Annotated in this window: 9 protein-coding genes; 2 read left to right on the top strand and 7 right to left on the bottom strand. The window is 32.9% G+C overall.

Going from position 1 to position 15720, the window contains the following annotated elements:
* The 4 genes from ACFWU4_RS04945 to ACFWU4_RS04930 form a co-directional block, all read right to left on the bottom strand.
* A complete protein-coding gene (locus ACFWU4_RS04945; protein ID WP_411125460.1) occupies positions 1 to 570 on the bottom strand; it encodes a hypothetical protein in 570 nt (189 codons plus the stop codon).
* Positions 551 to 3847: a VCBS repeat-containing protein gene (locus ACFWU4_RS04940; RefSeq protein ID WP_411125459.1), complete on the bottom strand. Its 3297-nt coding sequence runs from the start codon at positions 3845 to 3847 to the stop codon at positions 551 to 553. Before ACFWU4_RS04940 ends, ACFWU4_RS04945 begins: the two co-directional genes overlap by 20 nt.
* Before the next feature lie 87 nt (positions 3848 to 3934).
* Positions 3935 to 5545 (bottom strand): RagB/SusD family nutrient uptake outer membrane protein, encoded by a 1611-nt coding sequence (locus ACFWU4_RS04935; protein WP_411125457.1) that lies wholly within the window; start codon positions 5543 to 5545, stop codon positions 3935 to 3937.
* A gap of 11 nt (positions 5546 to 5556) precedes the next feature.
* Positions 5557 to 8550: a SusC/RagA family TonB-linked outer membrane protein gene (locus ACFWU4_RS04930; RefSeq protein ID WP_411125455.1), complete on the bottom strand. Its 2994-nt coding sequence runs from the start codon at positions 8548 to 8550 to the stop codon at positions 5557 to 5559.
* A 271-nt stretch (positions 8551 to 8821) separates the two neighbouring features.
* On the opposite strand from ACFWU4_RS04930, the gene ACFWU4_RS04925 reads away from it, so the two are divergent.
* Positions 8822 to 9841, top strand: a complete 1020-nt coding sequence (locus ACFWU4_RS04925; RefSeq protein ID WP_411125453.1) for a LacI family DNA-binding transcriptional regulator — start codon at positions 8822 to 8824, stop codon at positions 9839 to 9841.
* A 3-nt stretch (positions 9842 to 9844) separates the two neighbouring features.
* Here ACFWU4_RS04925 and ACFWU4_RS04920 read toward each other — a convergent pair whose 3' ends face one another.
* Genes ACFWU4_RS04920 through ACFWU4_RS04910 form a run of 3 tightly spaced genes read right to left on the bottom strand, consistent with a single transcriptional unit; the run spans position 9845 to position 13659 of the window.
* A complete protein-coding gene (locus tag ACFWU4_RS04920; RefSeq protein ID WP_411125451.1) occupies positions 9845 to 10726 on the bottom strand; it encodes a carbohydrate kinase family protein in 882 nt (293 codons plus the stop codon).
* 1 nt (position 10727) lies between these two features.
* A complete protein-coding gene (locus tag ACFWU4_RS04915) occupies positions 10728 to 12332 on the bottom strand; it encodes a glycoside hydrolase family 32 protein (protein WP_411125449.1) in 1605 nt (534 codons plus the stop codon).
* Between the two features lies 1 nt (position 12333).
* Positions 12334 to 13659 (bottom strand): sugar porter family MFS transporter, encoded by a 1326-nt coding sequence (locus tag ACFWU4_RS04910; protein ID WP_411125448.1) that lies wholly within the window; start codon positions 13657 to 13659, stop codon positions 12334 to 12336.
* 342 nt (positions 13660 to 14001) lie between these two features.
* On the opposite strand from ACFWU4_RS04910, the gene ilvD reads away from it, so the two are divergent.
* A complete protein-coding gene (gene ilvD, locus ACFWU4_RS04905; protein WP_411125446.1) occupies positions 14002 to 15681 on the top strand; it encodes a dihydroxy-acid dehydratase in 1680 nt (559 codons plus the stop codon).
* Positions 15682 to 15720: the final 39 nt, after the last annotated feature.

Raw genomic sequence — 15720 nt, 5'->3', positions numbered from 1 at the left:
TTATAAATTAAGATTACTAAATTTATGTTCTAAATCTTCTATAACGACATTGACATCCTTACCTGGCCCTTTACTTAATCTAATCTGCCTGTTACCATCCACTTTAACTAAATTACCTTTAACCTTAATAAAGTCATTTCCTGGATACCATTTCAGTAATGTATCTTTTACTCTAGGTAATAATTTCTCAGAAGTCAAATTTTTATTCCAAGGTGACCAAGCTACATAAGAAAATTCTATATCCATACCAATTATTTTTTTATCGGCACTAAATTTTCCATAAAACAACATTCTAATTTTTTCAGTTGTTCTTGTTGTATCTGTTGGATATAAAACAACTTGAACTGAATTATTACTCGGTCCATGTGTAAATATTTTTCGTTTATTATACTCCCAACAGGTTTCATAGAACTCTGATCTAGGTTGACCCAATTTTAAATCATAAAAGATGTCATTATATTGTTTACCAGTTGCTAACTCTCTCTTTACTAATTTATCATAATCAGAACCACAAGAACAAATTAATAACAAAGAAAAAAACACTAATATATTATGGAGTTTTAATTTCATCTAAGGGTTTTTTATTTTCAATTTTATAAAATCTTATGCTGTCATTATTTATAGTAGTCATTAGTAGTAATTCATCTTTGAAAGAGGAAAAACCAAAATCTCTAATTTGACCATCGATATTTAAGGACCTTACTTTTTTAAAGTCATTAGTTTTACTTCCAAAAGTCACCCAACCTTTAGAAGCGTCATCTATTCCAAACTGTGGTTTTATCTTAAATTGGTTTCCACCGAAAATAACATCTAAAAACCCATCTTTATTTATATCTAATGTTGCAATTGCAGTAACATTGGAGTACTGAATCTCGTTTGGTAAATCTTGACTTACAAATGTCCCATTTTTATTTATAAAAAGTGAAGTTTTTAATATTTTAATATCTAAAATTTTTGCTTTTTCCAATTGATTTTCACTAAAGATTGTACGCATACTCGCGTTTGAATAATCCTCGTAAAATAACAGTTTTTGTTTAAGGCTTGAAATTTGAGAAATTAGTTCATCTCTATCTACTATAGGATAATATGCATCACCTTTTCGATAACAAAAAATCTGCTCTTTGGTACCATTATTATCAAAGTCGGAAACAAATAATCTCATGTTAGGCTTAAAAAAAGTATTCTCACCTTTATTGCCGGCTATTATATCTAATTTTCCGTCGTTATTTAGGTCCTCAACTTCTACAGTCTTCCATAAACCAGATGTATCTCCAAGTTCAAATTTCTCAGTCTGGTTTACTAATTCACCATTTATGTTTATAAAAATCGAAATAGGCATCCATTCGCCCACAACGACTAGATCTTTAATATTATCTTCATTAAGATCTACCCATTTAGAATCCGTAATTAATCCGATATTTGATAATGCATTTGGTCTAATGATTTCAAAATTGTTGTCTCCATTGTTAATCAACAAATATCCTGATGATGGAAGACCATAGGTATCTACTTTAAAGCGCTCTCCTATAAACACATCATTATCACCGTCTTGATCGAAGTCATAGATTGAAACTGTTGATGTACTTATTGGATTTTTAAAGTTTAGTGACTTTAAACTTATACTAAAATTACCTTTACCGTTGTTAACATAAAGTCGATCACTTAAGGAGTAATCAAATTTAGAAAACGACTTTCCACCGCTGCAGACATACAAGTCTAAATCACCGTCATTATCACTATCGAAAAACACAGCGTCTGTATCCTCTGACTTTGCATTTATATTAAACGGAGCCGAAACCTTAATAAAAGTATCATGCTGTGATAGATATAAAACTCCTGTTTGACCTTTTGCCCCACCAATATAATGATCTAAAATAGAATCATTATTAACATCTGCACTACTAATAAATGGCCCTTCATTACTAAACATTTCTGGTAATAATTGCTCTTTATTAAAATCTACACTTACATTTTCTTTATGCTTAAATTGAAATAAATCCTTTAATGGTATTAATAAATTACTATTTAATTTTTCAGGCTCAATATTCTTATTTTTAGATATTTCTAATTCATCAAACTCATAAGTTTGGTTAGTTTTCAAATTATAATGCTTGGTTTTCTCTCCTTTTGGCCAAGTTATAATTAGACTGTCAATGGACTTATTACTATTAACCCCAAAAAGCAAATTTGGAGAAATTGAGCTTTGAAAACCACGGGAAGGAAAATTTTCTAAACTACCGTAATGATTATCATCGTAAAAAATTTCAACCTTAGAGCCTATTGCAAATTTATTTTTACCATAACCATTTAGTTTAAGCGAAATACTATTCGAGCTTATTGTATCAGTGGTATTTTCGTATAAAAATGCTTGCATATTAACATTGTTAACCACAAGATCTAAATCACCATCATTATCAATATCTCCATAAGCACTACCATTACTAAAACTTGGTTCCTCAAAACCCCAATTTATGGTTTGGTCTGAAAACTGAAATTGACCATTATTTTTAAAAGCCGAATTTGGTAAAGCTTGAGTTGGCATCATATCAACCAATTTATTCATTATTTCTTTATCAGTTTTAATCATCTCTTTAATCTTATCCTCTGTTGCCATATAGATTAAGTAGTCTCTATCCAAAAGATCTCTATAAATTCCATTACTTATAAATATATCTTTTAACCCATCATTGTCAGCATCAAATAATAATGAAGCCCAACTCCATTCCGAGGCCGCAACATTAGAAAATCTACCTACTTCAAAAAAGGAGTTATTACCCATATTTCTATGCAAAGCATTTCTAGAAAACTGCTGATGATAGCCATTTTTATTAGCCAAGTCAAATTTATTCCAAGATTCAAATAATGTTTTAGTACGTTGTCTTTGTAAAGTCTTAGGTAGCATTTCTGTAACCATTATATCAGAAAAAGAATCGTTATTTAAGTCCGCTGCATCTGCACCCATAGAACCCATCGAAATAGATCCAAATTGATTTACCAAATCCTCTTTAAATGTGCCATCTTGCTTATTGATATACAAATAGTCTCTCTCAAAAAAATCGTTAGAAACAAAAACATCTGGCCAAGAGTCATTATTATAATCACTAACCGTAATTCCCAACCCAAATCCAATAGAACTAGAATAGATATTTGCTTCGTTTGTGATGTCTACAAAATAATTATTGTCATTACGTAAAAACTTATTGCCAGTTGGTGTGGACTTAGTTCTTTGATCTTTTACAAAATCAAAATTCCCGACAGTTTTTATAGAGTTGTTTAATAGGTAACAGTCTAAATCACCATCCTTATCAAAATCAAAAAAATTAGCTTGCACACTCAGACCTGTAATGTTTAATCCAAATTCTTTAGACTTTTCTGTAAAAGTTAAATCTCCATTATTAATGTACAGTTCATTATGTCTATTACTCAAGTCGCTCGGAGGACCTGCTTTACAAACATAAATATCTAATAAACCATCATAATTAATATCTACAAAAGTAACACCAGATGACCATACACCTTCACAAGCTACACCAGCTGTTTTAGTAATATTTTCAAATTTCCAGTTGCCCTTATTTAGATAAAGTTGGTTATCTACTAAATTACCAGTAAAATATATATCTAAAAGTCCATCATTATTAATATCTCCAAGAGCTACACCTCCTCCATTAAAAAAATTTCTATATGTGTAAGGGTTTAATGCTTCTGTATATTTTAGAGAATTATTGAATGTTACACCAGATTCGGCGCTTTCTATTTTGAGGAATAAACTATCAGAATTATTTTTACTAGATTCTGTGCAAGAAGATACTGTACAAATCAATAATAAAATTAAAATAGCGCTTTTCATTTAAGTATGCAGTAGAAGTAAGATTAATTAAAAAAGGGATACTTTAAAAGTACCCCTTTTTTACTCAAATAAAATACTTAAATTAAATTAGTATCCTGGATTTTGTGTTAAAGTTCCAGCACTAGCTTCAATTTGTTCTTGTGGTATAGGAAATACTGTTCTAAATGCATCACTGTTGGTTTTCTGCCACCAAGAATCACCCCATTTACCAAATCTTACTCTATCAGTTCTTCTACTAGCCTCTTGGAACATTTCTCTACCTCTTTCGTCAAAGAAAGAATCAGCTGTTAAAGAAGCAAGTGCAGAAACACCTGCTCTTGCTCTAATAGTATTTACATCAGCTAAAGCCATATTCCAGTCACCTGCATTTCTTGCCATAGCCTCTCCACGGATTAGGTATAAATCACCTAAACGCATAATAGGGTAATCATTATTCATATCAGGTCTTCCAAATAACTGGAAACTAAACTTTGAAGCTCTTACACCACTTTGTCTAACAGAATTAGGCTCTAACTCAGTAATTTCAGGAGTATAATCAACTTGTAAGTTATCATCATCCGCAGCAAAATCTAATAGTGCACTTCCACCAAAATCTAATTGAGGTCCTGCTAAGAAGTTGGCTTCTTTTCTTGAATCTGTATCTTCATAACTATTATAAAACTCTTCTAATACTTGATAACCATTCCATGGCTGCGCATCTAAAGCAAACGTTTGCTGAGAACTATAATGTAAGTTCATCTGAGAGAAATTCATTCCACCAGCATTTGCTTGATCATAATAAATTGACCAAACCATTTCTGGGTTAAACTGATTATTAGGTGCAAATACAGCTGCATAACCTGTTAATTGATCTGGATCCGTATCTACAGCCGGACGCTTAGCTAAGTTTGTAACTGAACACCCTGAATCACATAATTGATAAGGCCCATTGTCAATAACATAACCTGCTGCCCATGCCGCTTCTTGGTATCGACCTGTACCTGTATAAACTTCTGCATTTAAATATAACTTTGCTAAAAGACCCATTGCCGCATACTGATTAACGATATACGGATCATTACTAGTACCTAGGTTACTAGAAGATAAATCCATACTACCTGTAACAGCAGCAATACCTATAGCATCTAACAATTCTTGCTCAACGAAATTAAATACATCTGTACGTGAAGATTGTGGTGCGTCAGCACCTGGAGCAGTAATTAATTTTACTCTTCCATATAAATCTAGTAATCTCCAGTAGAAAAATGCTCTTATCGTTTTCGCTTGTGCCATTTCGTCTGGTGATAATGCACCAGATAATGCTAAATTAACTTCAGCAATTCCGCCATACGCATCAACCCAAGTACCGTTAATTGGTCCATTAGAAGAGTTTACTGTATGTCTGTGCATATCTAACCATATACCACCGTCAAACCAGTCTCCACCTTTTTGACCAATTGCCATTTCATCTGAAGCTACAGTTTGTATTGAGTAGTAACTTCCATGACCGGCTGAGCCATTTCTTAATCTTGCGTAAGAAGCTGCTAAAGCTCCTGAAGGAAATACTCCTCCTGCTGTTTCTGAAGAGCTATCCGGAACTCCATTGTCCGAGAACTCATCTGTTAACTCATCTTCGAGAACCTCTTCGAGGTCTGTACAAGTGTAGAACATCGTCATCACACTTAATACAAAAATTAATGATTTTTTAAAATTTTTCATATCAATTTTTATTAAAATTTAACGTTTAATCCTAAAGTAAAGGTACGCGATGCAAAATAATTGTAACGTCTATCAATACCTGGCGCAAGTACATCTGGATTTGCTGCTGGTGTACCACCATTATCTACAGCACCTTGATCTTGGAATGCAGGCTCAGGATCTGAACCTGTATAATTTGTTATCGTAAACAAGTTTTGACCAGTTAAAGAAATTCTCGCACTCTTAATAAAAGAATCTTCTTTAATATCAAAATTATATCCTACTGTTAAGTTATCTAGTCTTAAGAAATCAGCTTTTTCAACATAGTAAGAACTAAACTGCGCAGTTCTTATATCGTCTCTTGCTAAATCAGTATTTACGTAGTTGTAAGAAGATTGAGAACCAATTCTTGGCTCATAAAATACTCTAAATGTATTTACTAAACTATGACCGAATGCACCTCTGAAGAAAGCATTAATATCCCAATTTCCAAACTCTACTCTGTGTGTCCATCCTAATTCAAAATCAGGAAAACCTTTACCTAACACTGCGAAATCACCATCTTCTGCTAAAGCAGAACCTTGGTCAGTGACTAAGTTACCATCACCATTTACATCAGCAAGAATTGGTGTACCATTAGCATCTACTTCACCAGTAAACACAGGACCCCAAATTTGACCTACTTCTTCACCTTCTCTTACTAAAATTACTTCAGTATCATTCTGTCCAGGTGCACCTAAGTTGGCAATTGTTCTATCACCACCTGGATTCTTCTCTAAAGTTGTTTGGTAAGTTGATAAAACTAACCCCATATTATAATTAACGTTCTCTTTTCTGATTACATCATAGTTCAAAGTAAGTTCTACACCTTTAGTATTTAACTCACCTGCATTTTGAAACTGAGATGTAAATCCATCGTTGGATGCAGCATCAATCGAAACTGCAGTAATGAAGTCCACAATATCTCTATTATATAAATCTAAAGTGGCTGAAAATCTGTCCATTTCTAATTCGATACCAAAGTTTAATTCTTGCTTCTCTTCCCATTTTAAATCTGGATTAGCTAATCTTGTACCTAAACCAGTAGAAGAAGATCCAAATCCACCTGTACCATTCGTTACATTAAATGTGGTTTGAGACAAACCAACTCCTGGAGGAATAGCACCAGTAACACCATAACCTACACGAGCCTTTAATAAAGACACATTGTTTAAATTAAGATATTTGTTCAAATCTGCACCTACAGCAACCGAAGGGAAAGTACCCCACTGATTCTCGCTACCAAATCTACTTGAACCTTCATGTCTTAATGAAGCATTTAAGAAAATAGCATCATCAAAAGCGAAACTCGCTCTACCGAAGAATGCAATAATTCTATCATTATCATTTCTTGAACTCGCAGCATTAACACGACCAGCCTCATTTAAATCTTGAGAAATCTCAATAATGTTGCTAAAGTCAAAGTTTATACCTGGTGGAAAATCCCCTAAGCTTAAGAAATAATCATTAAAATCATTTTCTTGGAAAGAGTAACCACCATCAAACTTCATTGAAAGTTTATCCGTAAGTGATTTCTGGTATGTACCATATAATTCTAAAGTCTGTGTTCTTGCTTCATTAGTATAGAAATCCACCCTACCTTTTCTAAATGGACTTAAAGCACCACCTCTAAAAAACCCTGTTGTAGGATAATATTGATTATTATTCGTTTTAGAAACTTGATTACCGATATTTAATGTCGCAGTTAAATCATCTGAAAAAGAATATTTAAAATCAACATTATAATTTATTGTAGTTGTATTACCTTCATTTCTATTCAATTCTGCTATTGACACAGGATTAAAACTATCGAATAAACCTAAAGTTTGAAAGTATCCACCGAATTGTGCAGAATTAAAATTAAATGGCGCATCTGCACCAAATACAGGTGCTGTTGGATTATAAACAACTGCGTATCTTAATGCTTCATTAAAACCAAATTCGCTATCTCTTTGCGTAAATGCCGAATTAAAGTTAATCCTTAATTTATCGTCAAACAATCGTCCTGTAAAATTCGCTCTAACATTCACTTGTTCAAAACCTGAATTAACTAAGATACCGTCAGTATCTCTATAGTTAAATGATACTCTGTAGTTAGAGTTTTCAGCTCCACCTGACGCAGAAATATTGTGGACTTGTGAGAATGCGTTTCTTGTAACCTCATCAATCCAATTTGTATCACTACCTAAATCAGTCCCACCAACAGCTAAGAATTCGTTGCGATTCATAATCTCAATCTGATTAACCGCACCTGAGACACCGTATTGACCATTATATTCAACACTAAATGGTTGATTACTGCGACCTGACTTAGTAGTTACTAATATCACACCACTCGATGCTCTAGAACCATATATTGCAGCCGCAGATCCATCTTTTAAAACAGTTATATTTTTGATATCACTTGGATCTACGTTACTTAACGATTGTCCTAATACGCCATCTATAACAACTAGTGGTTCTGTATTACCACCGACTGTTGATAAACCTCTTAATCTGATAACACCAGAATCATTTGGATTACCACCTTTATTATATATTGACAGACCAGCTACTTTACCTTGAAGAAGTTGTGAGGCATTATTAATGGTTCCTCTATTAAATTCTTCTTCACTTACACTTGTTACAGCTGTTGTAATCTCTTTTCTTACCTGGTTACCATAACCAACTACGACAACCGTTTCTAGTTGAGCAACATCCTCTTCTAAAGTAACATTGATAGTTGACTGACCGTTAACCGGAATCTCTTGAGTTAAATATCCTAAGTAACTAAAAACAATAACAGCATCAGATGCCACATCGTTTAAAGTATACATTCCATCTAGTCCTGTTTGTGCACCATTTGAGGTACCCTTAACAATAACATTAACTCCAGGCAATGTACCTGTAGCATCTGAGACAGTACCTGTCACAGTTTGGGAATAAATTAATCCCCCTAAAACAAAGAAAAAACTACATACAATTTTTCTTAAAAGATTTTGTGTCATATTCAGTTAGTTTAATTAGTAATTGGTGTTTAGTTAACAAATTAACAAAAAATTGTTAAATATTTATTAAATGAATAAGCAAATTGCATTTTTTTAAACATTTAGCAAAATGAATTGAACAAAAAACCCAAAAAAGTTTACGAAAAGGTTTTCGTAAAGTGTTAAATTGACATATATTTATGTATAAATAGAATATTTTATTTCGAAAGAACATTTATGAGTTAGAATATTTAAATTGTGCCTTTCTAAATATAAAATTGAAAATTCCTTAATGAAAAAGACGACGTTAAAAGAAATTGCTAAAACTCTTAATATATCTATTTCAACAGTTTCTAAGGCTCTGAAAGATTATCCTGATGTTAGTAAAAATACCAAGCAACGTGTAATTGAATTAGCAGAGGCTGTTAACTATTCACCAAATGCATTTGCTCAAAGTTTGAGAAGTAAAGAATCTAAAACTATCGGAGTAATTATTCCTAGTATGGTACATTACTATTTTTCTAGTGTCATTACTGCAATTTTAAAAGAAGCTGAGGAAAGAGGTTATATGGTTATAATAATGCAATCTAATGAAGACGTAGCCTTAGAAATAAAGCAAGTAGATTTATTAATTAACAAAGGTGTTGATGGGATTTTAATTTCACTTTCTAATAACACAAATAATTTTACACACCTTCAAAAAATTATCAACTACGATGTGCCTTTGGTTTTATTTGATAAAATCACAAAACTGATAAACTGCTCTAAGGTTATAATAAATGACAAAAAAGCATCTTATGACGCCGTTTCGTATCTCATAGAAAAAGGATATAAAAGGATTGCTTATTTCAGAGGTGACCTAAATCCACAAAATTCTATTGATCGTTTTCTTGGTTATAAAAAAGCTTTAGAGGATCATAATATAATTTTCGATTCTTCCATTGTTTATACCTGTTCTAACGCAGACTTTGAGGAAGGCTATTTAAATGCTGAGAAATTAATTACTGAACATGGGCAAACTATAGATGCTATTTGCACAATGACGGATTTAACTGCTATTGGTGTTATTAATTATCTTAATGAAAAGCAAATAAAAATACCTGAGGATATAGCAGTTCTTGGATTTAGCAATTGGTTTATGTCTACAGTAATTACACCGACACTTTCATCTGTAGAACAAAATGCACAAAAGACTGGAGAAAAATCAATAGAAGTTTTATTTCAAGAAATTGAATGTAAACAAAAGGACTTACCAATAACGCATCAAACTATAATTATTGATACAGAATTAATTGTAAGAAACTCCACCTAATAACTAGTTCCTCAATATCGAATTTATTTCATAAGCCTCAATCCTGGGATTAGCTCCTTTCTTTGAAGCAACTAAACCACCTATAGCACAAGCCATGTTTATGGTTTCTAATGGCCCTTTTTTATTTAAAAGTCCATTAATTAAAGTTGCCAAAAACGAGTCTCCCGCACCCACAGTATCATTCACAACAACTTTGTAACCAGAACTTCTATAAAATAATTCATTTACATATAAAATAGCCCCCTTACTTCCTAGTGTAACACATATGCGATTAGTATTGGTAAACTTTGCTACATATTTAATTTGCGCTTCAATATTATCTGATTTAAAATCATAATACTCGCAAAATTCTAAAAGTTCTTCGTCATTAAACTTTATAAAATCTGATTTTAGCATGAGTTCTTTTAAAAAACTGAACTCATAATGTGGAGCTCTAAGATTAACGTCCAAAATTCTGAATTTTGAATACCCCAAAAGTGCTAAGAGTGTTGCTCTAGAAACCTTTGTTCTAGCAACTAGACTCCCATAAATAAATGCATCAGAAGCTTTTACTAAATTTTTCGAACTATCGGTAAGTTCTATAAAATCCCAAGCACAAGGTTGTTCAATCGTGTAGGATGCAGAACCTCCATCATCTAATACAACTTTTACATGACTTGTTTTATATTCACTATGTATCTGAATCTCCTCACAATGAACATTATTATCTTTTATAAAATCTAATAACTTCTCGCCGTCTGAATCCTTACCTACACTACTAATTACACTAACCGTATTACCAAAAGACTTTAGTCTAAAAGCTACATTTAAAGGTGCACCACCAATTTTTTTATGGTTAGGAAAAACGTCCCATAATACTTCACCAAAACATACAATTTTTGACATCCTATTTAAAATTAAATTCTCTTACTTTAAAATCTTCAATCGTAAAACTATCATCATCACTAATTATAGAAAATTGCACAAAAGGTTCGTTTGGAAAAAACAACTCAGTCATTACAATCTCTCCATTGTTATAAAAAACCTCAACTGATGTTTTATCTAATAAAATTTGAACAGGCAAAGCTGCGAGGCTATTTGGTAATTTAGTTTTTGAAATACGTGGAGCAAATTTTTCTGAAAAGTCAACTTTACCAGATTTTCGTCTATCAATAAACAGTTCATGATTTGCATTATCTAATCCTAAAATAAGTGAGTCACCTACTTTATTATGAAAGACTAAGTTATAGCTGTCATTTTTTAAATTATTTAGAGTAAAACCTAGTCTTAACCTCTCAAAATTTAAATCTACATCCTTTAATAATTTAGTAAGCTCATCATTCTGTAGTAATGCTCTCGAAAGTTTTGATTCTGCAAACTTATCGAGCTCACCAACAGGTAAACTATTTATATAGTATGCATTGTTTTTATTCTTTAGTTTAAGCTCTCTAGCAATAGTCATTGTACTTCTCCATTTAAAGGTGGGTACGTCTCGTGCATAATCCCAATTAGACATCCAACCTATAAACAAATGTCTTCCATCAGATTTTGGAATATTAGACCAAGTCACTCCCGCATAATTATCTCTACCATAATCTAACCAGATTGAATTTTTCTGTTGTAGTTGCTGTTCAAAATCTTTATCTAACACAAATTTATGACCATCAAAATCACCAATAAAATATTGTGTTGCGCTGCCACCATTCGGCGCAGAAGGATTTATACTTACTAATAAAACCCATTTTGTTTCATCGCTATTTTCTACTTTCATAGGAAATAAATCTGGGCATTCCCAAACTCCACCATGCTCTCCTTTATCTTCGCCAAATTCAGATTCGAGCGTCCAGTCTATTAAATTCGATGAACTATAAAACATAACTTTATTACCAGCTGCTAAGGACATGATCCATTTATTAGTTTGGTTATCCCAAATTACTTTAGGGTCTCTAAAATCTTTGATTGCTGGGTTTTTAATAACTGGATTATCACTGTACTTTGTCCAAGTCATTCCCTCATCTAAAGAATAGGCAATACCTTGTGTCTGAAAATCAATATCCCCTGCTTTTTCACCATCCATATTATGATACGTATATATAGCGACAACAGGTATAATTCCATCTTTTCCAAATCCTGATGTATTTTCTTTATCTACAACTGCACTACCCGAAAAAATAAGACCTAACTCGTCTGGATACAACGCAATTGGCTGCTCTTTCCACTGAATAAGATTTTTACTTGTAGCATGTCCCCAATGCATCGGACCCCAAACATTACCATCTGGATAATGTTGAAAATACAAATGATATGTCCCATTTAGATAAAACATACCGTTAGGATCATTCATCCAATTGGCTTTTGGTGTAAAGTGATAATTAGGTCTATAAAATTCCTCATCTAAATTTTCAGTAGAAACAATTGACGTTTCAGTTTCAGAATCTTTATTTTCTTTACAACCGAATGTTGTAATTAAAGCGATAACTACTGCAATAAAAGTTAGTTTAATCGTTCTCATATTATTTATCATCTCGTATTAATTTTTTACTTAACTCTTCTAATGAAATCCCTTTAGTTTCAGGCATCATAAATATGACAAACAACAACTGAAAAACCATCATGATAGCAAATACCATAAACACAGTTCCTGCTCCAATTGATGAAAATAAAACTGGTACTAAAGATGGTATTATTGCTGCTAATACCCAATGCGTAGATGTTCCAAAAGATTGACCACTTGCTCTTAAATGATTCGGGAAAATTTCTGAAATGTAGACCCAAATTATAGCTCCTTGGCCAATAGCATGCGATGCTATAAATAGGAATAAGAATATTGGTACTGCTAAGCCTTCCCACTCTAAAAAGAATGCCATTGACACTAGTGATAATGAAATAATATAGCCTATTGAACCAATATACATCAACACTTTTCTACCTAATCGATCAATTAAAAACACACCCAATAACGTAAAAATTAAATTAGTAACACCAATACCAATACTACTCAAAAGTGCAGTACTTTCTCCTAAACCAGCTTCTTCAAATATTCTTGGAGCATAATATAAAAATGCATTAATACCTGAAAATTGATTAAACATCGCTACTAAAAATGCTAACATTAAAGGAAAACGATATTTCTTCATAAAAATATTCTCCCCTTTAGAATGGCTTTGACTTTCAATCTTTATTTTTTCCATTAATTCGTTTGCATTCCCGTGAGGGTTAATAAGTTCTAAAACTTCTTTAGCCTCTTCATCTCTATGCTTAGAGATTAACCAACGTGGGCTTTTAGGGACAGTAAATATTAAAATTGTATAAATCAATGCAGGAAAAGCCTCTACGCCTATCATCCATCTCCATGCGTTTTCTCCGACATTTCTGAGCAAATAATTAGATAAAAAAGCAATTAAAATACCAAGAACAATATTAAACTGATATAAAGCCACTAATCTCCCTCTATCCTTTGCAGGCGAAATTTCCGAAACATAGGCTGGTGCCGCAATCGTAGATGCTCCTACTCCTATTCCTCCTAAAAATCTAAAAAATGCAAAAGTATATGGATCATTAACTAAGGCAGAACCAATAGCTGAGATTAAATAAAATATTCCAATCAAAATTAAGGTTTGTTTTCTACCCAAACGGTTGGTTGGGATTCCACCAAATAATGCCCCAACAACAGTTCCCCATAAAGCCATAGCCATAACTACTGAGCCATGAAACGCATCTGATGAACCCCAAAGTGCTTGTAATTTTTTATCAGCACCAGAAATAACTACAGTATCAAAACCAAAGAGAAAACCTGCGAGTGCAGCAGTAATAGACCATACAAGTATTTTTTTATTCATAAGAAGTCGATTTAATGGCTATAAGTTAAAAATAATTTTAGTTGACGAGAATTATAATCTTTTGAATAATAGATTTATGAACCGAAAACGTTTTAGATTACGGCAACTAGTTACTGAAAATAGAATAAATTTATTTTAAGCTTTCCTTATTTGGAAGGCTTTTTTATGCAAAAAATTAACACACTTGAACATCATATTTATTTTTATTTAAATTATTGATTATCAATATTTTAAATAAATGTCACTGCTATTGAATTTAGATTGTTACATATTATGTAAATCTTTAAACATACGATAACAAGTAATTTAGTTTCTGCAAATCACTTTTGCCTAAATAAAACTATGAGTCAACTAAATAAATACAGTAAAACCGTAACACAAGATCCAACACAACCAGCTGCACAAGCTATGTTGCATGCTATCGGTTTAACCAAAGAAGATTTCTTTAAACCAATCGTTGGTATCGCTAGTACAGGTTATGAAGGTAACCCTTGTAATATGCATCTTAACGACTTGGCTAAGTTGGTAAAAGAAGGTACAAAAAATGAAGATGTTGTTGGGTTGATTTTCAATACAATCGGTGTAAGTGATGGGATTTCAATGGGAACACCAGGAATGCGTTACTCATTACCATCTAGAGATATTATTGCAGATTCTATGGAAACCGTTGTACAAGCCATGAGTTACGACGGATTAGTTACTGTCGTTGGCTGCGATAAAAATATGCCAGGAGCTTTAATGGCTATGATTAGATTAAATCGTCCATCAATTTTAGTATATGGTGGAACAATTGATTCAGGTTGTCATAATGGCAAAAAGTTAGATGTAGTTTCAGCTTTTGAAGCTTGGGGAAGCAAAGTTGCTGGAACCATGACAGAAAATGAATATCAGAACATCGTAGAAAAAGCATGTCCTGGAGCTGGCGCTTGCGGAGGCATGTATACAGCAAATACTATGGCTTCTGCAATTGAAGCTTTAGGTATGACGCTGCCATTCAACTCTTCTAATCCAGCATTAAGTAATGCAAAAAAAGAAGAATCAGTAAAAGCCGGAGAAGCTTTAAGAGTGTTACTCGAAAAAGATATAAAGCCCTCTGATATCATTACAAGAAAGTCTCTTGAAAATGCCGTGAGACTAGTTACTATTCTAGGTGGCTCTACAAATGCAGTGCTTCACTTTTTAGCTATTGCGAGAGCAGCACAAATAGATTTTACACTCAAAGATTTTCAGGATATAAGTGACAATACACCATTCTTGGCAGATTTAAAACCAAGTGGCAAATACTTAATGGAAGATGTGCATGCTGTTGGAGGAATTCCAGCTGTATTAAAATACCTTCTTAAAAAAGGATTGATTCATGGAGATTGTTTAACCGTTACAGGAAAAACAATCGCTGAAAACTTATTGGATGTGGCTGATTTAACTGAAGGTCAAGATGTCATTAAACCAATAGAAGAACCCATCAAAATATCTGGACACTTAAGAATGCTCTACGGAAATTTAGCAACTGAAGGAAGTGTTGCTAAAATTACAGGAAAGGAAGGTTTAAGCTTTAAAGGAAAAGCAAAGGTCTTTGAAGGTGAATATGCCGCAAATGATGGCATAAGAGATGGAAAAGTTGAAAAAGGAGATGTCGTCGTCATACGCTATGAAGGTCCAAAAGGCGGTCCAGGAATGCCAGAAATGCTAAAACCTACTGCTGCGATTATGGGAGCAGGTTTAGGAAAAGATGTTGCCTTAATCACAGACGGTCGTTTCTCTGGCGGAACTCATGGTTTTGTCGTAGGACACATTACACCAGAAGCTCAAGAAGGAGGAACATTGGCCTTTGTTGAAGATGGAGATATTATAACAATAGACGCAGAAACTAACACTATTTCAGTGGAAGTTTCTGAAGCTGAATTACAAAAAAGAAGACAGAATTGGAAAGCACCAGAATTGAAGTTTGAACGTGGTGTACTATATAAATATGCAAAAACAGTTTCTTCAGCTTCTAAAGGCTGTGTTACTGACGAATTCTAGTTCCCACGAAAGTGGGAATCTCATAAATTGAAGTTTAAA

This window comes from Winogradskyella sp. PE311, from assembly GCF_046545555.1.
Taxonomy (GTDB): domain Bacteria; phylum Bacteroidota; class Bacteroidia; order Flavobacteriales; family Flavobacteriaceae; genus Winogradskyella.
Note: the sequence above shows the minus strand (reverse complement) of the source record. Positions and strands in the feature narration are given on the sequence as shown.

Bases quoted from the DNA above. Each gene is read 5' to 3' on its own strand.
- ACFWU4_RS04925 (WP_411125453.1), top strand. From the start codon at position 8,822: ATGAAAAAGACGACGTTAAAAGAAATTGCTAAAACTCTTAATATATCT.
- ACFWU4_RS04935 (WP_411125457.1), bottom strand. From the start codon at position 5,545: ATGAAAAATTTTAAAAAATCATTAATTTTTGTATTAAGTGTGATGACG.
- ACFWU4_RS04910 (WP_411125448.1), bottom strand. From the start codon at position 13,659: ATGAATAAAAAAATACTTGTATGGTCTATTACTGCTGCACTCGCAGGT.
- ilvD (WP_411125446.1), top strand. From the start codon at position 14,002: ATGAGTCAACTAAATAAATACAGTAAAACCGTAACACAAGATCCAACA.
- ACFWU4_RS04915 (WP_411125449.1), bottom strand. From the start codon at position 12,332: ATGAGAACGATTAAACTAACTTTTATTGCAGTAGTTATCGCTTTAATT.
- ACFWU4_RS04930 (WP_411125455.1), bottom strand. From the start codon at position 8,550: ATGACACAAAATCTTTTAAGAAAAATTGTATGTAGTTTTTTCTTTGTT.
- ACFWU4_RS04945 (WP_411125460.1), bottom strand. From the start codon at position 570: ATGAAATTAAAACTCCATAATATATTAGTGTTTTTTTCTTTGTTATTA.
- ACFWU4_RS04920 (WP_411125451.1), bottom strand. From the start codon at position 10,726: ATGTCAAAAATTGTATGTTTTGGTGAAGTATTATGGGACGTTTTTCCT.
- ACFWU4_RS04940 (WP_411125459.1), bottom strand. From the start codon at position 3,847: ATGAAAAGCGCTATTTTAATTTTATTATTGATTTGTACAGTATCTTCT.